The sequence below is a fragment of the Nostoc sp. genome (assembly GCF_036917455.1).
Taxonomy (GTDB): domain Bacteria; phylum Cyanobacteriota; class Cyanobacteriia; order Cyanobacteriales; family Nostocaceae; genus Nostoc.
Window position 1 is genome coordinate 55,779 of record NZ_JBALDK010000200.1, and the last position, 18,925, is coordinate 74,703.

The following is an 18,925-nucleotide window of genomic DNA, read 5'->3' on the forward strand; positions in this document are numbered from 1 at the left end:
AGGTTTTATAAGGTGAGGAATGAACTGTGAAACAGCTTCACGGTAATAGTTTTATATTAGGTACTGCCGCTTTTGTATTTTTGGCAGCGCAACCAGTTTGGGCACAAATTAGTCAAGTTACTAATGTACAGTTAAATCCAGTTAATGGTGGAATTAACGTTGCTTTGAAAACTTCTTCGGGTTCACGCCCCCAAGTTTTCACTACAAAAAGAGGCAAGACTTTAGTCGCAGATATTATCAATACTCAATTACGATTACCACAAGGTAATAGCTTTCGTCAAGATAGCCCAGCGCCAGGAATTGCGTCTGTCGAGGTTAATCAGCTTGATGCCAATAGCATCCGGGTGACGGTAACAGGGAGCAACAATACACCTCAGAGTCAACCGGTGGTGCGATCGCAAAATGGAATTACACTCAGCTTTAGCCCATCCACAGGCACTATGGCATCAGCACCAACGCCAACAGCGCCAACATCCACAGCGCCAACATCCACAGCACCAACATCCACAGCACCAACATCCACAGCGCCGCCTGCGACTACTCCAGCCCAATCTGGTCAAAATTCAGGTGTTCTAGTTCCAAACCCAGAAATTACCATTGACGGAAAACCTGCACAAGCTGCTGGGCCCGGTCAACCTCTGAGTCAGGCTCCACCTTTCTTACCCAGAGCCGTCGCCCCACCGGTGGGAGATATTGCTATTTCCGCTACCGATGCTTCTCCTAGCACAATTGACTTAGGAACTCAGGAGCGTGTACCCCGTTTAGTATTGCGAGATGCGCCAGTGCGTGAGGTTTTATCACTGCTTGCTCGTGCTGCTAATTTGAACCTAGCTTATGTTGGCAGCGAGCAAGGTGGTGGTCAACAAGGTGGTGCTGCACAAGCAACCTCTCAAACAATCTCGTTAGATATAGAAAACGAGCCAGTACAAGATGTGTTTAATTACGTCTTGCGTTTGAGTGGTTTAGAAGCTAACCGCAGTAATCGCACAGTTTTTGTAGGGCCTAAACTGCCTAATGCAACCCGTGATATGGTTATGCGTAGCCTGCGACTCAATCAAGTAACAGTGGGAGTCGCCCTGAATTTTCTGGTCGGTTTAGGGGCAGAAAGTGCTGTCAGCCGAGAACGGCAAGTCACTAGTGTTAGTGCCATAGCTGTTGGCAATGCAGCTGCTCCTATCACCCAAACTCAGACGACTACAGAAACCAAAGTTGAAACTCAACGTGTTGATTACAAAGACTCTAACCCATTACTTAGAGGTCTACAGGCATTAGGAGATGAGCGCACCAATTCTTTGACCCTAATTGGCCCTCCTCGGCTAGTTGAGATGGCGATGGCTCAACTAACTCAGCTTGATATCCGCCGTCGTCAAGTGGTAGTTAACGTCAAGATTATTGATGTTAACCTCAATAACACCCAGGACTACAACACTAGCTTTTCTTTTGGGATTGGCAACAACTACTTCAGCAGTGATGGTGGTGCAGCATCTTTTAATTTCGGTGGTTCCAGACCAGCTACTAGTTCTGAAGTAGCAAATAGTGTCACAAGTACACCTACTATTACGAATCCACTGACAGGAACCCCTTTTGTTAATCCCAACGGTAGTGTATCTATTCCAGGAACTACCCCAGGTACGGTAGTAGTAGACGCAAATGGTAACGTCACTAGAATCGCCCAGTCAGGAAGTGGCTCTTTCTATCAACCTATTTCGCCTGCTAGTACAAACGCCTTACAACCAGGTTTCACTAATATTACTCCAGCGACCGATAACATCATTACAAGGAACGCTGATGGTACATCAAGTATCACCCAAGGTACTTTGGGTACAGCTACTACAGCTTTGTCTTCTCTATACCAGTTTCCCAAACGTCTTCTTAGTAGCTTGCAAGCTCAAGTGACAAATGGCAATGCCAAAATTTTGACTGACCCAACCTTGATTGTACAAGAAGGTCAGCAGGCTCTTGTAAATCTGACTCAGGAAGTAGTGGGAAACATAACGCTCCAAACAACAGATACTTCTGGTGGTTCTAGGACAGAAAGAACAATTGAGAAACAAAAAGTTGGTTTAACATTAAATGTGAAAATTGACCGGATTGACGATAATGGTTTCGTTTCTCTATCGGTTGCTCCTACTGTCAGCGCTCCTACAGCCTCACAAGATACAGGAAATGGACAAATTATCTTAGTGTCTGAACGTTCCCTGACTTCTGGCTTAATTCGCTTACGAGATGGTCAGACGCTCATTCTCTCAGGGATTATCCAAGACCAAGATAGGACAAGTATCTCCAAGATTCCTATTTTGGGCGATCTTCCACTGATTGGTGCGCTGTTTAGAAAGACAAATAGATCCAATCAGCGCAATGAGGTGGTTGTATTGCTCACGCCTCAAATTATGGATGATTCTGAAAACTCCTCCTACGGCTACAACTACAATCCCAGCCCAGAAGTGCGCCAAATTCTTGAGCGGCGGGGGTTGAAGGTTCCTGGTAGATAAGATAAAGATGATGAGCAGGTGAGTCACCTTTGGCTCAAATTCTTACACCTCTTCCTGCTTTGAACTAAAGTTTAAGTATGTCCCTCTCCAAGTCGGAGAGGGATAATTTTGCGTAGTAAAACCTCTTAGAGTACTTTTAATTGGGCTAATTAGACAGACATTATATTAAGGCGTTGAATTCAGATTAAACAGAAGAAACAATAATTTTAAATTCCTTAGGTAACTTGTGGCAACGTCACAAATCGTAATCTCAGACAAATTCTTACGCCTACATTTTTGGATGCTTTAGAATCCCTGCGATTGGGTAAAGCGATTGTAGAAATTAGCCCAAATATTTATTACCTTGCCTCAGACACGTCTGATATGGCTAATCTAGTATTCATAATTATATATATCTCTCTTGCCTCTACCTTCTCCCCTGTTATCCTCGCAATGCCTCCGGTGGGCTGCCCCTACGTAGTTTTTAATAGGTATTTTTTCCTACCCTAGAGGTGGTTTTTAGTGAAACAACTACCCTAAAATGACAAAAAATCCTGAAATCTATATAAATTAATGGTTTCATCTATCCACATCAGGCTACAACACCTTAGAATGATTCATTGAAAAGTCGAGCCGATGGGATGTACAGCCGTTTTGAGTAAAAATACTCCCAAAGGATGATTTTTTATTCCCGCGAACCAAGATTTCAGTACAGATGTACCAGGTTACATCTGTACTGAATCTCAAGTAAACCTTCAGGAGTTTGATATGAACAAAGGTGAATTAGTTGATGCCGTAGCTGAAAAAGCTAGTGTTACCAAAAAACAAGCGGATGCAGTCTTAACTGCCGCTTTGGAAACGATTATTGAAGCGGTTTCCTCTGGTGATAAGGTAACGTTGGTAGGATTTGGCTCATTTGAATCACGGGAACGTAAAGCCCGTGAAGGCCGCAACCCGAAAACAAATGAAAAGATGGAAATTCCTGCGACGAGGGTTCCTGCCTTCTCGGCAGGAAAACTGTTTAGAGAAAAGGTAGCACCCCCAAAAGCATAGGTTCTGTCTTCGGGAACCCTTTTTTAATGCGGCAACCTGCACACGGGGGAAATTTAGCCTGGGCAGCAGCACTGGCTGGCTGTCCCCCTGATGCTATTCTGGATTTTTCTGCTAGCATCAGCCCGTTGGGGCCTCCAAACAGCGCGATCGCTGCTATAGTGTCCCAACTTGGTAATCTTAAGCACTATCCAGATCCAAACTATAGTGAACTGAGACTAGCTCTCAGTCACTTCCATCAACTACCTACTGAGTGGATTCTGCCGGGTAACGGCTCCGCAGAATTACTTACTTTAGTTGGTAGAGAATTAGCTCAATTAGCCGCGACAATTTTAATCACTCCAGCCTTTGGCGACTATTACCGAACCTTGGCAGCGTATAACGCTAAAGTACTGGAGTGTCCTTTGTCATTGGTGATTAGTGATTGGTCATCGACAAAGGACAAAGGGTTATTGTTGAATAATCCGCACAACCCAACGGGAAAGATATTTTCACGGGACTCTATTTTGCCCTACCTGGAGCAATTTGCTTTAGTTGTGGTGGATGAAGCATTTATGGATTTTGTACCGCCTAATCAGGAACAAAGCCTGATTCCAGTGGTGCAGGAATATACAAATTTAGTAATATTGCGATCGCTAACCAAATTTTACAGTCTCCCAGGACTGCGATTAGGATATGCGATCGCACACCCCGACTGCCTAGCTAAATGGCAGCTATGGCGTGACCCCTGGCCCGTCAACACCCTAGCGGCGGCGGCGGCAATTGCGGCACTCCAAGATACGGAGTTTCAGCAGCAAACCTGGGCGTGGCTACCACCTGCACGAAACCAACTCTTTCAAGGTTTGGCTGAAATACCAGGATTTCAACCCCAGGTAAGTGCTGCTAACTTTTTACTGGTTGAGTCTCAACAGTCTACTTCGCATTTACAGCAACAATTACTCAAGCATCACCAGATTTTAATCCGTGATTGCCTTAGCTTTAAAGAACTAGGCGATCGTTTTTTCCGGGTTGCTGTACGTGAAGAGTCCGATAACCAACGCTTACTAACAGCGCTGAGTGGGGAATAAGGAGTGAGGAGTAGGGGAGATGAGGTAACTTTCATTCTCCATTCTCCGCCATGACAAATGACAATTGAGAAATGACAATTGACTATGATGTTGTAATTATTGGTGGCAGTCTTGCTGGATACTACGCTGCCCTTGCTGCCACCCAACTACGTGCTACAGTTGCCTTGGTGGAGCCTAAAGTAGACTACGGGTTTACTCATCACCATGCTCTTACCGAAATCGGGAAACTGGCACAGAAGTTGAATGATGCCGCTAGTTTTGGTATTCATGCCACACATACTGATATTTCAGAAGAATGCCACATATTTATGGCATGGCAAGAAGCGATGCTATATGCTCAATGCGTCACCTCAAATCTCAAAGAACAGCATTCTCCCGCCATATTAGCCGCGCAGGGAGTTGATATTATTGTTGGTAGCGGTCAATTTCAATCTTCACCCCAACTTGCTTTTACCGTTAATAATCGCCAACTACGCGCCCGTACTTATTTGCTAGCTAGTGGTTCGCGTCCAGAAATTCCAGAGATTGAAGGATTGCAAACTACTGGCTATCTAACCCTTTCTAATATTTGGCAATCCCTAAAGGAAGCGACACTACCCAAAAATTGGGTCATTATCGGCGGGATTTCCCAAAGCATTGAAATCGCTCAAACTTTAGCGCGATTTGGTTGTTGTGTGACACTGGTGGTCAAGTATCCATATCTTCTACCCAATATCGACCCTGAAATAGCCATATTGCTTCAGGCGCAGTTGGAAGTCGAAGGTGTGCGCGTCCTCACCGATAAAACAGTGACTCAGGTGAAGCTGATTGAGAATAAAAAATGGATTCAAGCAGGAGACAAAGCCATTGAAACTGATGAAATTTTAGTGGCGACTGGACAACAGCCGAATATTGAATCCCTAAATTTGGCAACAGTAGGCGTGAAATGGCATCGGCGGAGTTTAGTAGTGAATGATAAACTACAAACTACTAACGACCGCATTTACGCCTGTGGTGATGTAATTGGTGGTTACGACTGTGCCAATATCGCTAATTATGAAGCAAAAATTGCCCTGAACAATGCACTCTTTTTCCCCAGGTTACGAGTAAATTATGGCTCCATTCCTTGGGCAGTGTTTTCTGTGCCGATGGTGGCGCAAGTGGGTTTGACAGAGGCACAAGCAAAACGCCTATTTAGTCGAGATGAAGTTTTAGTTTTACGTCAATATTTTAAAACAGTGGCAGCAGCCCAACTTCAGGACGAAACCACTGGTATATGTAAATTAATTGTGCTACGTAACGGTGAAATTTTGGGAGCTTCGATATTGAACGCAGAAGCTGGAGAATTGATTAATTTGATTGCCTTAGCAATGTCCCAAAAAATTAAAGTCAAAGATTTGGCAAATCTATCTCCTGTCTATCCCAGTTTTTCAGAAATTCTGGAACAAGCTGCAAGAGAGTGGAGTAAGCAAAAGTTAAATGGCAATATTGCATTGCAAGAATTTTTAGAAGGCTTCTTCCATTTCCGCCGCAATTGGAATTTGTGAGGGGAGAGTTAAGAGTTAAAATCCTTGCATGACAATCCAAACTACACCCGCAGCGACTAGAGGCACGCTGAGGTTATCTGTGCCGTGGGGTGAGACTGCCTCTGCTAGAGTGGCGAAAGTCGCAGTAATTACCGTAGTTAACAAAACCCATCCCAAACTAAAAGTTTTTGCTAAGGGACTCAACGACGAACCAGGTAGTAGCAACAGCACTAAGAAAATCGTCACTGAACTTGCTACAAACATTGCTACCGAACCTTCCCAGGAACGCACAGAATTTCCCACTTGGTATTTATGCTGTCCGAACCGTCTACCGATTAATGCTGCCAATGCATCACCCCAGGTCATTGCCATTATCCCAGCTACAGCGATTGGGGCACTATCTAATGGCCCGTCTGGTCGCCATAGTAGCCCGAAAAGTAGTGTCACTGAGATAGCAAAATAAACTGTACCGGGTGAGCTTTCCTCAGTATCCATTGCGCCGATAATTCGGTAGCGGTAGAACAGGTAGTTAAGTCCGATAAAGGTCGCAAAGGGTATAATTCCGATTTCCCAGTGGTGAAACAGCAGCAGGACACCGAAAACCCACATCCCTGCACCAATATGAATCGCCTTACGGGTCAAATCCGGCTTTACGTCAAACAGCCTACGCAGTCCCTCACCAATCACAAGCAGACTAGTTGCGTAAATATAAGAAATTGCTAGCCCGATAAAATCATTGTTTGTCATTGGTTAATTATCAATAGTAGTTATTCCCTTGCTTATTCACTTAGTGCGATCGCTATTTCGTCTTAGGTTCTTTTCTAGTAACGAAACGCTACCAATACCTTGAAGGATACCACGACCGATTAAACCTAAACCACGACCGATTATTTGGGTGAGGATAAAGACTATACCGCTACCTAAAAAAGATAATAGTGATTTTAAGCGTGGTGCGATCGCATCACTAAATTCTAGAAGCAATGTCACTACCAAAGGAATATTAGAAAGTTTTCCTAATTCCTGATTTCGAGGAGCATAAACTGAAGTACTGGCAATGCCACGAGGCGCAATGACAAATAGTTCATAGCGACTTTCAAAAACTGCTTTTGGTTCGTTTATATAATTGCTCAATCGATATTTCCATGATAAATTGTTTCGGAACCGTTCAATTTCTCTTGTAGAAATTAATTGCTGACTATAAAAATTTTGTTTAATCTCTTCTACATCTGCTAAATAATTTAGTAGTGGTTGAACTACTCCATTAGCTACCTGAATTAATAAGTTTTCTAAAATCATTAATGTTTGGGATTTTGCTTCAGCACTCACTACTGGATAGAAGGTATTATCAATGTTTAATTCCGTTTGAAATAGTAGATAAGAATATAACTCGCAAAATAGCGGAATTTTATTAAGAATATCTCTTTGCACAATTTCTGCATTTTGGAGTAATAAATTAACAATTTCTATATTGTTATTTCCTAATTTTATCCGAGAAAACTTCCCAAAAAAATCTGTAATCGCGGCTTGCCATAAATTACCTATTAAGGTGCTTTTTACCTCATTTAATTGATTTAACTGGATTTGAGATGCACGCAATTCATCCAACTGCTCAGTCAATTTTTGCAGAATAAGATAAAGCAATTCTCGTTTTTTATCTTCACGGAAGATGTCAATTTCTAAAGGGACATCTGTGACATTTCTTAAAGAAAATTGAAGTTTAGTAACACAAGATGTAAACAAGGCAGATTGTAGTGTTCCTGGACTAAGTAAAGGTGAAACAGTTTGCCTTTGCTCAATGGCACTACTCAATAAAGGTGTGAGTGGCGGCTCATCAGCAACCGCAATATGTTTCTCTTGCCTTTCTTGGGATGAAACTAACAACCGATTTAACAACCAACGAGCCGCTAGGAGTTCTCGCCTCCGTCCAGCTAGAATTGCTCTATCTAGTACTGGTAATCCAGGAACTTGTAATTGTGCCGTGACTGCGGCTAGAGTAGCCTCAATGTAAGTAATTCCTGACAAACGTAAATTATTTCGCAGTCTAGAAAAAGGTAGTAGTGGGTAGGGAGAGACGCGATTAATCGCGTCTGTACTAGGGAGTGAGGAGTTAGGAGTTACGTTCGCTTCTGTGTCCCGAAACCAATAGTCACCACCATCTGCAACTTCTTGCATAGCGGCTACTAACTCAGGAAGTGGTGTACCTTTGGCGCAGTAGCCATTTACACCAATAGATTTGGCAGCTAATAGCAGTCCTTGTTCTTGTACAGAACTTAGGAGCAAAATTGGCAGGTTGGGATATAAGGCTTTGAGTTGCCGACAGAATTGTAAACCTAGCTGCTGGCTGGTGGTGGAGCGACCATTACCGAATTCTAAAACCAGCAAATTTACTTGTTTAGGGTCTTCTTGGGCAATTTCTGCTAAAATCTGCAAGGCAGTGGTGTCAGTTTCTACTACTCCTGTTACTTCCAGGTTAGGAATTGCTTCCAGAGCTACCCGTAATCCCAGACGAAAAATCGGGTCTTGGTCGAATAACAATAATTTTAAATGGCGATCGCTCATATTCCATCAATTACACAAGCACTGTTTTTTACTAATCAGAAAACAGCTTTGATACAAACAAAACTTTGTCTCCCTCATTGTTACCTGTTTTCGCAAACTGATAAATCGATCATAATTGCCATAAACAGCCGTCACTGTGTAATTAAATGAACTTGAGTATTCGGCACTGGTTGGCAGAACGCTATATCGCAATCAATCAAATTAGAGGGATTTCAGTAGGACAATTGGCAGGTATTGCCTATCGAATTGTTCAGGATATGGAAGTCAAAAGCCTCATGCCTTTTGATATCTGTACCTTGGTAGAAGTTTTAGAACTGCCTTTAGGGATTGTTTGGGAAGAAATCAGTGTCATTTCCCAGTTGACAGAAAACCTGTTGCGTAGTCTCAGCCAAAAGAAACCGTTAAAACGTAACGAAGGTACATGGCTAGCGTTTCAAATTGCCTATCTCCAAGCTTTGCAAACAATTCTAAAGCAGGAAGTAAGCCTGCAAAGACCGTGGCTAGATCGGTCAAGTATACCAATCCAAGCCCAAATACTTAAAGAGGATGCGGGTAAACTCACCCTCCAAGATTCGCAACTGCAAGGATTACTGAAAACTCTCACGCCAGGTAAATTAACTGACACTCAAGCGGAACAAGCACTGTCTCTGGTTGCAGATTCTTTACTAGTACAACAAATAAATCATGCTGTCATCGCTTGGTTCGTTGCCAATGGTGCAGAGGAATATGAAGCTAAACTCTTAACACAGCGTTTGGTCAACTCACTTCCTGGTGACATCCTGGTAGTCGTTACCGAAAATGCTGCCCCTTTAGCCCAACTGCAAAAGTTTTTCCGTTTGGGGATTTCATTATCTCCCAGTTCCATCGCTCCAGAAGTTGGTTCTACAGTCGGTGAGAAAATTGATTTGCATCGAGAACATTACCGTGCAAGTTTGATTAAAAACCTCAGTATGCCGTTGCTCATAGAATCCTTTTCTCTTAAGGATATATATGTGCCACAAAAAGGCTTACCAATAGAGGAAAGTATTTCTGAGCAGGAAAAAAAACCTGTTAAGCCGGTTGATTTAAAGACATGGGCAAAGCAACAGCTAGCTGATTTAGAAACGATCGCTATGATTGAGTCGGAACCTGGTTATGGAAAAACCAGTTTTTGCCAACTCTGGGCAGCACAGATAGCAAATGAATTATACCCTATTTGGATGCCTATAGTAATTAGGTTAAGGGATGTAACTTATGGCAAAACTTTCATCGAAACCCTCAATTCTGCTTTTGATGTTAATCTTTTAACTTGGTTAGAGCAACAAAATCCCCCTTGTCTGTTGCTGCTAGATGGTTTGGATGAATTGCCCCCTTCTGCTCATGGTATAAGAGCAAAAGCAATTTTTCTTCAGCAATTACTGAACTTTAAATCTCAGCATAGACACAAAATTGTGTTAACGAGTCGGTCAACAACATTACAGGAAATCGCCCCAGAGATACCTCTACCATTGAAGCGAATTATCATTCAACCGTTGGATGTAGACGAATTCAAACAATGGTTTCAGCAGTGGGCAAAAGTACAATCGTTGGCGATCGCTCAAAATTTCTTTACATTCTTAAAACAGTCAGGCTTATTTGCCAGCCAATCAAGGTTTACAGAATTATCTCCCCTTGTCCGTCAACCTCTGATGCTGCATTTATTGGGCATTTTGCACCGAGATGGACTGCTAGATGATGAAGTGTTGCAATTAGCTGCTAATACCCCAAAGTCTTCTCTGTTGGAAATTTACCATCGCCTGAGTCGATGGTTATTGGGCTATCCCCTAATTGGTGAGAGCAAGACGATGCTGCTGCGCTCAGGATCGGCTCATATCCACCGAACTCCAGAAGCGATCGCTAATTTACTCGCTAATCGTCATCCCCAAGATTTACTTGAGCAAATGCAAGCGATCGCTTTGAAAATTCTCCACTCTCAACGCCATCAAATTAATTTGGCTGGTGAATTTAATCCTCTACCAGGGTTTTATTTTAAGATTCAGAATTTAGAAAGCTCAGATAAAAGCGCACAAAAAACCAATTTAATTGAGTTTTCGCATATTAAGCTGGGAGAATTTCTTTGTGCTAAGGCTGTGAGTGCTGAGTTGAAATTATTGACTCAGTGCCAAAATAAAGCTTATGGCTCGCTCACTTTTGTACTGGATTCTCCCAGTAGCGTTGCCCAGCATATTTACAACTTACTAGGTTATGGCATCCTTAGCCAGGAAATTGAAGAACTGGCGATCGCAATTTTGCGTCGGGAGCAAAAGCACAAGTTTTCTTTTGAAGTTTTGTTCCAACGGCTTTTGTCTTTCTGGCGTGCTTACTGTCAAGGCTGTTGGTTGGATGAAGGGATAGTTCACAAAGCTTTGACTCATTTCCACGCACTGCAAAACCCGCTAAATATTGAGCAGGTGAATGCTGCGGTAGGATTAAATGTGTTTTTATTGCTTTGTGCTTGCTATCGAGAAACAAAAATCCCTTTTTGTCCTTGTGGAAATCCACTCGATTTAACAGAATTCAATCCAGAGGCTTTGAGTCTGCTAATTGCGAGGACAACCGTTTTGCACAAAAGTGCCTTTGCAACTCGAATCAAGTCTCTAGCTGGACTCAATTTATCGGGAGCCTCTTTGTCGCAAGTGATGTTAACTGGGGTAAATCTTGAGCAGACAAACTTATCCAATGCGGAGTTAATTGGGACAAATCTAGCTGGAGCCAATTTGCAACAAGCTAACCTTACAGGCGCAAACCTCCACCAAGCTAACCTTACAGGCGCAAATCTCCAACAAACAAACCTGATGGGGACAAATCTTAATTTAGCGAATCTCACTAACGCCTGTTTATTTGATGCCATCCTTACTGAGGCTGACAAAAAATTAGCTGCTGATAATGGTGCTTTGTTCTCCAAAGAGTCGTTTCAAAGACTGAAAGATTTGCGTTCGCACCAACCCTTCTTAAACACCGTCAAAATTACACCAAACATAGATAAGAATTGGCCCAAACTCCCTGCGATCGGAGTAATCGAAAGCTCCGAAGGGACAATTTTACCAGTAGGTTTATATGATGAAGATGTCGAAGATGAAACAGTTTTTGGCAATGACTCCATTGATGATAGTAGTACATATTAGTAATTAGGCATTGCTTATTTACCCCTGCTCCCCCAGTTACCAGTCCCTATTCCCTAGCCTTCTTGCGGGTTACGGTAGCCAAAAAAGTTAATACTGTATTCAGTAATCCGCACTCCTGTTTCTTCTTCAATTTTGCGGAGCAAATCTTCTGGAAGTTCCACATGAACATCAAGAATTTGATTTGTATCCACACAGTTTATATGACTGTGAGAGTCACTGATATTGCCGTACAAACGTCCATCACAGCGTTCAATACATTCAATAATGCTTTGACTGGATAATGCTTCTAGATTTTGATAAACAGAGGTATGGCCGATCTCTTTACCTTCTTGGTTCAAGCGATCGTAAATCTCTCTAGCAGAAAGATGTTCATTTGCTTGCCAAAGTAATTCCAGAATAAAGCGACGCTGACGACTGACGCGCATACCCAGGATTTGACACCTATCTAGCGCATCTTCTAGAGAACGAATTGGTTTTGTAGAAATTGTTTGTTTTTGCATATTACAGCTTGTTAACTGTTAAGGGAATTTTCCCATTTCAATTTTTATTGTTTATTTAATATATGCAATAATATTGCACACCATTGTTCTGCCTGTACTTCTGTTTTGGCTTGTGATGCTGGGGAAGTAACAGGTGGCGATAAATAATGCTCTATTTTTTGCTTGTTGATGGCTACTTTGTCAGACCTTAATCTAAAACAAACTCATTACAACTTTAACTTAAAATTGCTGTAAATGTCCACCTTGGGGCAGGTATTGACTTTCCCAGGTCGGCTAATGCTAATGGTATACTATGTAAATTGTGTAGTAATTGCTTAGTTAAATGTGAGTATTTATCGCAATTACGAAAGTAACATTTAACTGAATTAAAAATTTGATGTCCGTGAGTGGCGTAGGCGTAGCCCGCCGCAGGCATCGCTAGCTATATACATATTTATGATAACCAGCAAAAACTAAGTAAAAGTATCAAATAAATTTGGGAAGGTCAGATTTGTTTCAAAAGCTTGGATAGGTTGACCAAATTATCAGCAAAAAAGTATTGGTAAATACCAATTAATTTCTCAAGGTCAATGTAGCGTCAATCCCTGAAAGCTGCTACTGTAGATTCTCGATCCTACAGTTGAGTAAAAAGAAAGTGGCTGCTGAGTCAAAGACAATTGCGATCGCACTCAATAATGACTTCATTAACAATCTCGATCTATCGCCTGCCTCACCGGTGATTGAACAATGGCTGCAAGATGGGGTTGCATCCCACGAACAACAGCTACGCTTTGACATCAATTACGATCTCGAACCTGGCGATCCACGGGAACTCTCAGAAATTCCAGAGGTGCGGCTGTGGTTTGTGCGCCTAGATGCCAAATACCCCTGGTTAGCATTTTTACTAGATTGGAAAGCTGGAGAATTTGCTCGTTATGCCGCCATGCTAGTACCACATCAGTTCAGTTCTCAAGATGGCATCCAGTACAATCCTGAAGCCTTAGAAATATTTTTGATGCACAAAATCTTTATTTTAGGTGATTGGCTCAAACAGCAAGATATCCCCAGCCTCTCCAGGCTGAAGTCCATGGCCCAAATGCTGGGTTATGAATTAGATGATGCTTTTTTTGAGATATTTTAACACTAGCTACTTAAAAAAATATTGTGTGGCGCGATGCCTACGATGGCAAGTTACGCACCACACAATATAAAATCATCTAAAATTTAATGACTAATTCGCTACCTCAGCTACCTCAATCACTCGCCCTTCATAGTCTTTGACCAAAAAGTTTAGGGGCTTTTGGTTACGAATCTTGAATTTCAAACCGCGCGTTTCGACTCGCATTAAAATCATTTCCAGACAGTCGTGGTCAAAACAAACGTGGCGTTGTTGATTCTTGCTACCTAAACTCGCGCCAGTAATAACGTGTAACTGGGTGTTTTTCTTCAATTGATACCACAACCCTTCAGTGGCATTACTCATCATTTTGCTTGACAAACTTGGCCCAGTAGACATGTATAGCGGATCGATCCCAGTTGCGCCTATAGTTTGTTCGTAGTTGTAGTAATAGTGCAAAGGCACCTCAGCTGCTGGCAAATCTAGCAGCCCTTCATACAACTGTCGGGCAATCTCCAAATCTGACACCATTACAGTGTGTACTTTTGGGGCACTGGTGAGGAACATCCACATTGCACCAGCGTAAGCTGCTAGCAGCATTACCATAATGCCTTGGGTAGAAAACAGGCTATCTAAGGGCAGGGAAGGGAGAAAGGAACCAAAGGTAAGGGGACTGAGCAGGAACGACATCACACTAACTGCTATAACCATGAACAAATAAGGATTCTATAGGGGAATCGATTTTATTATTGTGGATTAAGACTAAAATTAAGTCCTTGTTTCTAGTTTATCAATAACTCAAGTAGTCTGAGTCTGGGCTACAAACTGGGCAACACCAAGATATTATGCGATTAACTACGGGAGTGCAATTCCCATAACTATTTTAACAACTATCAACTCAAAGAATTGTGCAAATTCCTCATTTTCCTGAAGCTAATCATCCTCTGGTAAAGTCGCTATTTCATCACACTGACCATGAATTACTGACTCTGTTTCAGCGCCATCCAGATGCTGGCAAGTATTTTACGGTGATTTTTTGCCGCTATAGCCCCATAGTGTATACCTTAATTCGGCATTCGGCGCGATCGCCTGTGCAGGCAGATTATCTGTTTGCTCTCACCTGGCGGCATATCTATTACGAACTCGGTGGACTAAATTTAACCACCCCTGAATCAGGAGAGCCAGCTTTAACCATGCAAAATTGGTTAATTAATATGACAGCTTTCTGTATTAACGAGATTAAGCTACCACCCACAGAAGCAATTCATTATTCTCTACAAGCGACTTCGCCGCCGTTATGGTGCTATGTACAACAAGCATTAGACCAACTACCAGGTGTTTTACGATTAATCGTGTTAATGGCTCAAACTTTCCATTGGAGTGAAACGAGAATCGCTGCCTATCTGCAAGCCGAAGGAGAAGCGATCGCTCCCAACGAAGTAGCCAATTCTCTCCAGGAAGGCTATCGTATGCTAGAGGACAAATTACCCACAGATATCCGCGCCATATACTTTGGGGAAGATTTTACTCAATTATAACTTAAGTGTAAATGCGTATATTCTTTGTCTTCAATTTAAAAACTTAAAACTTCTTCTTAGACATTCTACTTAAACCCGCAACTTTAAGGGTAATTTTTATGAAACAACGGCTTGCATTTCCCAGGCAATTAGTTTGCGTAGGTGTGATTTCTCGTCCCCAGGTACTTTTATACAGCTTTTTACTGTTTGCTTTTTTGCTGAGTCCCATAGCTGCGGGTGCGGCTGATATTACACAACAGCTCCACCGTCCTTTAAATAGTTCCGTTGGGCGACAATCCAGAGATGAAGCAGACAGCTTACTGAATATCGGCAAACAACAATATGCTTCAGGGTATGCCGATAAAACAATTACGTCTTGCTTGCAAGCACTAGAACTATATCACTCAATTGGCGACCTGAAAGCACAAGGTTTGACTTACAATTTGCTTGCCAAGGCTTATATTCAGCTTGGTAGTTTAAAAGAGGCAGAAGATGCTTTACGACGAGGATTAGCGATCGCTCGTGATACTAAAGACTTCCAAGCTCAGATTTTTGTGCTAAATAATATCGGCACATTTCTGCTGCAACAAGGAGAATTTGCTGCTGCTGGAAAAATAGTCGAAGATGCACTCGCAATTGCTCATGGTGTCAAAAACATTGAAGGCGAAGGACTATCTCTGAGTAATTTGGGTTTGGTAACTGCCAGGTTGGGAGATTATAACAAGGCGATTAAATTGTATGAAAATGCTTTACTTTTCCGCCGTCAAACTGGCGATGCCATCGGTGAAGCAAATACCCTGAATAATTTAGGTGATGCTTACCTAGCATCTGGAAATTATCAGGATACCATTGCTACCTATGGCGAAGCAATGCAAACAGCGAAAACTAACCGCGATCGCACTAATGAATTACGAGCAATTGACGGTTTAGTTAAAGCTCACACTGCTGTCGGACGCTACGAAAGAGCCTTTGATTTACTAGAGCAACGTTTAGCACTCGCTAAAGAATTGCAAAGTTTGCGAGAAGAATTAAAATCTTTTGAGTCTTACGCTCAGTTATACAAGCAACAAGGTAATTACTTAACTGCCTGCAATTTTTACGAAAGGGCGATTATACTGGCGCGGACATTAGAAGACAGCAAACAAGAAGTGCAATTGCAGGATCAGTTAACTCAAATGCTTCAACGAAAGTAGGGGAAATTCATAAATTTATCCTACTTTCGTACTAATTTGATTAATTCAAGAACACTGAACCGTTCCGTTCAATTCTCATAGCACCTCTACCCTGAGCGGCATTTGTGGCTTCGTTAAATCTAACTTCCAAACTTCCTGGCTCTGAAGAAGCTTGTGGAGTCACTAGCAATTGTCCGCGATCTTCTCGCTCAAATGTCACCGTTACTGGTGCTTTTAGACCTTGCAATATTACATTTGACTTACCTTGTAGCGATCGTGGTGCTGTATCGCCAATCACTTGGAAAGTTACATTAGCCGCAGTGTCATTTACCAACCTGATATTAACCATACCATTAGTCAGTGCGATCGTTGCTCTGGGGGTTTGTCGTGGTTGTAGTTGGTCACTGGAAACTGCTCTTGGTGAGGGCTGTTGAGTTCGATCGCCAGGAACTGGGCGTGGTGGCATAGCATTTGATCCTGGTCGTTCGGGAGACATTTGCCCTTCAACTCCAGGAACTGGGCGTGGTGGCATAGCACTTGACCCTGGTCGTTCGGGAGACATTTGCCCTTCAACTCTAGGAACTGGGCGTGGTGGCATAGCACTTGACCCTGGTCGTTCGGGAGACATTTGCCCTTCAACTCCAGGAACTGGGCGTGGTGGCATAGCACTTGACCCTGGTGGTACGGGAGCCTGGGAGCGGTTATAGGGTGGTTCGCTAAAGATACTAGGACTAGGATTAAGGTTTGGGGTAGATTGTTGTGCTAAGGCGTGAGGAATTGCTGGCAGACTAATCAGTAATCCCCCACAAATAGCGCCAAGTAGCTCAACAGACTTACGAAACTTTTGAGACTCAATATTCATTCTTGACTCCTGAAAAAATATCCAACTAATAATCTTCTTTTAAAAACTTAAAACAGCAGATTTAATTAGATTTAATCTGTCACTGTACATCCAAGATAATATCAATAGCGGGCATTTCTCATATCTAACTAGAGACTAGATAATATTCTCAAATTAGACATAACTATCTCATCCACAAGGCTGAGAAAGCTAAATTATTAGCGATCGATCGTAAAAACAAGTAAAAATTCTAACGAGTTGTTGAATTTAAAATAATTCAGAAAGGATAAAATTTATTTGCTTTTTTACATATATCACCAGAAACAAAAACTTATTGCCAAATTAAGACTCAAGAGTTATTGGTAAAGTGACAGTAAACGTGGTGCCAATGCCTTGGGTACTTTCAACTTGAATATGACCCTGATGATGTTCGACAATAGCTTGAGCGATCGCTAATCCTAATCCTGAACTGGTAGCATTAGTTGTAGCTGTATTCCCAGTTGTATGAGTCCGTGCCGGATCTACCCGATAAAAGCGGTCAAACAAGCGTGGTAGGGCTTCTGTGGGGATTCCAACTCCGCTATCACTGACTTTAACTTGCAACTGGGCACTGCCATAACGCAGTCCAGAAACGCGATTTATTCCTTCTATCCGCACCAATTCCACTTTGACCCATCCACCGACTGGAGTGTAATATAAGGCATTAGCGATTAAATTTGTGAACAGCCGCACCAGTTGATCCCAATTGCCCACAAGGGTAAACCAATTTTCCAGTAATTTAGGGCTAGTTTCGGAAGCAGGAGGATCGATTAAGTCTAGAGAAAGAGTGATTTCTTTTTCGGGGACTAACAATTGTTGTTCTTCAACTACCTCCATCAGCAAAGCATCCAGAGGACAGGGTGAAAAGATATCTTTGCTAATCCCACTATCCTGTCGTGCTAAGAATAGTAAGTCATTGACTAACTTACCCAAACGCTGCGTTAACCGTTCCACCACCTTTAATTGTTGCCGATACTGCATAGAAGTAGTCGCTTCTACCTCTGCTAAATCCAAGTCAGCAAGGGCGACTTGCACATTTGTTTGAATCAAAGTAATGGGACTTCTAAGTTCGTGAGAAGCATCAGCAGTGAATTGTTTGAGACGTTGATAAGATTCACCTACCGGTTCCATTGCTTTACCCGAAAGAAACCAGCCACTTGCACCTACGGAAACCACCATTAACCCAATACCTAGCGCCAAATCAAAAATTAACTCACGACTGGGTTTAGTGACTTCAAACCAGGGATGACTAACACGCAGATATCCTACTACCTGCCGCCCCACTTCTACGCGTTGGGTGATTTGTCGTAATAAGAGTGGTGAATTTTGAGTCAGGAGAGAAGAATGAGGAGTTAGAAATTTGGAATTTTCACTCTCTTCCTTAACTACGCGCACAGTTTCACCAGTGCGGTTGGCACGAATAGGAATATTTAGCGGTTCGGATAGTGTTGACCACAGTAATTCACCAGACGGACTAAACCATTCTAGGTCGATGTGGTCATCTTCTACGGTATCAACATTTTCACGAAAACTGGCTTCTAAATTAATGCGAAATTTATCTACATCAGCATTAATTGGCTCAAATATGAGTGTAGATGCACAACGACTTGTTGTGAGACAACGCTCCACTATTTCTACTACATGGTTGAGGGTATCATCAATTCGCTCAATTAATGTACTGCGGACATATAAATAAACACCACTAGCAAATATTAATAGTAATACCGCAGTGACAGCAGTGTACCAAATTGCAAGACGGCGGCGAGTAGCCTGAAACATATTTTTTCACCCGCTTTTTTGATTGAATATCTTTACATTACGTGTTTATACGGCTAAAAAGCAGCTCACTTTTTTAGCTCTCGTGGTTTTGCTGAGGTTTAATTTTTGCTCAAGAATTACACTCTTGTTGCAGTAAATCTGCTTAATCCTATTTAATTCTTTACAATCCAGATAAAAATCGATTTT

Annotated in this window: 14 protein-coding genes; 8 read left to right on the forward strand and 6 right to left on the reverse strand. The window is 42.2% G+C overall.

Annotation, left to right across the window (positions count from 1 at the left end; genetic code table 11):
• Positions 1 to 26 precede the first annotated feature (26 nt).
• From V7K42_RS20860 to V7K42_RS20875, 4 genes are all read left to right on the forward strand, one after another.
• Entirely contained in the window at positions 27 to 2,492 is a 2,466-nt protein-coding gene (locus tag V7K42_RS20860) for an AMIN domain-containing protein (RefSeq protein WP_334919257.1), read from the forward strand.
• A gap of 747 nt (positions 2,493 to 3,239) precedes the next feature.
• A complete protein-coding gene (locus V7K42_RS20865) occupies positions 3,240 to 3,524 on the forward strand; it encodes an HU family DNA-binding protein (protein ID WP_010998076.1) in 285 nt (94 codons plus the stop codon).
• Positions 3,525 to 3,550: 26 nt separating this feature from the next.
• Positions 3,551 to 4,588, forward strand: a complete 1,038-nt coding sequence (cobD, locus tag V7K42_RS20870; protein ID WP_334919258.1) for a threonine-phosphate decarboxylase CobD — start codon at positions 3,551 to 3,553, stop codon at positions 4,586 to 4,588.
• Between the two features lie 71 nt (positions 4,589 to 4,659).
• Entirely contained in the window at positions 4,660 to 6,114 is a 1,455-nt protein-coding gene (locus V7K42_RS20875) for a dihydrolipoyl dehydrogenase family protein (protein WP_334919259.1), read from the forward strand.
• A gap of 15 nt (positions 6,115 to 6,129) precedes the next feature.
• Here the strand turns inward: V7K42_RS20875 and V7K42_RS20880 are convergent, their stop codons facing one another.
• Together V7K42_RS20880 and V7K42_RS20885 are read right to left on the reverse strand one after the other, a co-directional pair.
• Positions 6,130 to 6,840 carry a diacylglycerol/polyprenol kinase family protein gene (locus tag V7K42_RS20880; protein ID WP_334919260.1) on the reverse strand — a complete coding sequence of 237 codons (711 nt, stop codon included), beginning with the start codon at positions 6,838 to 6,840 and terminating at the stop codon, positions 6,130 to 6,132.
• A 36-nt stretch (positions 6,841 to 6,876) separates the two neighbouring features.
• Complete coding sequence (locus V7K42_RS20885) at positions 6,877 to 8,652, reverse strand: DUF3685 domain-containing protein (RefSeq protein ID WP_334919261.1); 1,776 nt, start codon at positions 8,650 to 8,652, stop codon at positions 6,877 to 6,879.
• A 146-nt stretch (positions 8,653 to 8,798) separates the two neighbouring features.
• On the opposite strand from V7K42_RS20885, the gene V7K42_RS20890 reads away from it, so the two are divergent.
• On the forward strand, positions 8,799 to 11,795 hold the full coding sequence (locus V7K42_RS20890; RefSeq protein ID WP_334919262.1) for a pentapeptide repeat-containing protein: 2,997 nt from the start codon (positions 8,799 to 8,801) through the stop codon (positions 11,793 to 11,795).
• 53 nt (positions 11,796 to 11,848) lie between these two features.
• Here the strand turns inward: V7K42_RS20890 and V7K42_RS20895 are convergent, their stop codons facing one another.
• Positions 11,849 to 12,295 (reverse strand): Fur family transcriptional regulator, encoded by a 447-nt coding sequence (locus V7K42_RS20895; protein ID WP_334919263.1) that lies wholly within the window; start codon positions 12,293 to 12,295, stop codon positions 11,849 to 11,851.
• A gap of 634 nt (positions 12,296 to 12,929) precedes the next feature.
• On the opposite strand from V7K42_RS20895, the gene V7K42_RS20900 reads away from it, so the two are divergent.
• Entirely contained in the window at positions 12,930 to 13,415 is a 486-nt protein-coding gene (locus tag V7K42_RS20900; protein WP_094329402.1) for a CRR6 family NdhI maturation factor, read from the forward strand.
• Between the two features lie 90 nt (positions 13,416 to 13,505).
• On the opposite strand, the gene V7K42_RS20905 is transcribed toward V7K42_RS20900, so the two are convergent.
• Entirely contained in the window at positions 13,506 to 14,102 is a 597-nt protein-coding gene (locus V7K42_RS20905) for a glyoxalase-like domain protein (protein WP_094343682.1), read from the reverse strand.
• A gap of 197 nt (positions 14,103 to 14,299) precedes the next feature.
• On the opposite strand from V7K42_RS20905, the gene V7K42_RS20910 reads away from it, so the two are divergent.
• On the forward strand, positions 14,300 to 14,929 hold the full coding sequence (locus V7K42_RS20910) for a sigma-70 family RNA polymerase sigma factor (RefSeq protein WP_334919264.1): 630 nt from the start codon (positions 14,300 to 14,302) through the stop codon (positions 14,927 to 14,929).
• Positions 14,930 to 15,027: 98 nt separating this feature from the next.
• On the forward strand, positions 15,028 to 16,101 hold the full coding sequence (locus tag V7K42_RS20915) for a tetratricopeptide repeat protein (protein ID WP_334919265.1): 1,074 nt from the start codon (positions 15,028 to 15,030) through the stop codon (positions 16,099 to 16,101).
• Between the two features lie 40 nt (positions 16,102 to 16,141).
• Here V7K42_RS20915 and V7K42_RS20920 read toward each other — a convergent pair whose 3' ends face one another.
• Together V7K42_RS20920 and V7K42_RS20925 are read right to left on the reverse strand one after the other, a co-directional pair.
• The gene (locus V7K42_RS20920; protein WP_334919266.1) at positions 16,142 to 16,942 is read right to left on the reverse strand and encodes a hypothetical protein; all 801 of its coding nucleotides are present in this window, start codon (positions 16,940 to 16,942) and stop codon (positions 16,142 to 16,144) included.
• A 321-nt stretch (positions 16,943 to 17,263) separates the two neighbouring features.
• Positions 17,264 to 18,739: a sensor histidine kinase gene (locus tag V7K42_RS20925; protein ID WP_334919267.1), complete on the reverse strand. Its 1,476-nt coding sequence runs from the start codon at positions 18,737 to 18,739 to the stop codon at positions 17,264 to 17,266.
• Positions 18,740 to 18,925 lie beyond the last annotated feature (186 nt).

What these genes read in the sequence shown, in the direction of transcription:
- V7K42_RS20865 (WP_010998076.1), top strand. Translation starts at nt 3,240, where the DNA reads ATGAACAAAGGTGAATTAGTTGATGCCGTAGCTGAAAAAGCTAGTGTT.
- V7K42_RS20895 (WP_334919263.1), bottom strand. Translation starts at nt 12,295, where the DNA reads ATGCAAAAACAAACAATTTCTACAAAACCAATTCGTTCTCTAGAAGAT.
- V7K42_RS20885 (WP_334919261.1), bottom strand. Translation starts at nt 8,652, where the DNA reads ATGAGCGATCGCCATTTAAAATTATTGTTATTCGACCAAGACCCGATT.
- V7K42_RS20875 (WP_334919259.1), top strand. Translation starts at nt 4,660, where the DNA reads ATGACAATTGACTATGATGTTGTAATTATTGGTGGCAGTCTTGCTGGA.
- cobD (WP_334919258.1), top strand. Translation starts at nt 3,551, where the DNA reads ATGCGGCAACCTGCACACGGGGGAAATTTAGCCTGGGCAGCAGCACTG.
- V7K42_RS20920 (WP_334919266.1), bottom strand. Translation starts at nt 16,942, where the DNA reads ATGAATATTGAGTCTCAAAAGTTTCGTAAGTCTGTTGAGCTACTTGGC.
- V7K42_RS20890 (WP_334919262.1), top strand. Translation starts at nt 8,799, where the DNA reads ATGAACTTGAGTATTCGGCACTGGTTGGCAGAACGCTATATCGCAATC.
- V7K42_RS20880 (WP_334919260.1), bottom strand. Translation starts at nt 6,840, where the DNA reads ATGACAAACAATGATTTTATCGGGCTAGCAATTTCTTATATTTACGCA.
- V7K42_RS20925 (WP_334919267.1), bottom strand. Translation starts at nt 18,739, where the DNA reads ATGTTTCAGGCTACTCGCCGCCGTCTTGCAATTTGGTACACTGCTGTC.
- V7K42_RS20905 (WP_094343682.1), bottom strand. Translation starts at nt 14,102, where the DNA reads ATGGTTATAGCAGTTAGTGTGATGTCGTTCCTGCTCAGTCCCCTTACC.
- V7K42_RS20915 (WP_334919265.1), top strand. Translation starts at nt 15,028, where the DNA reads ATGAAACAACGGCTTGCATTTCCCAGGCAATTAGTTTGCGTAGGTGTG.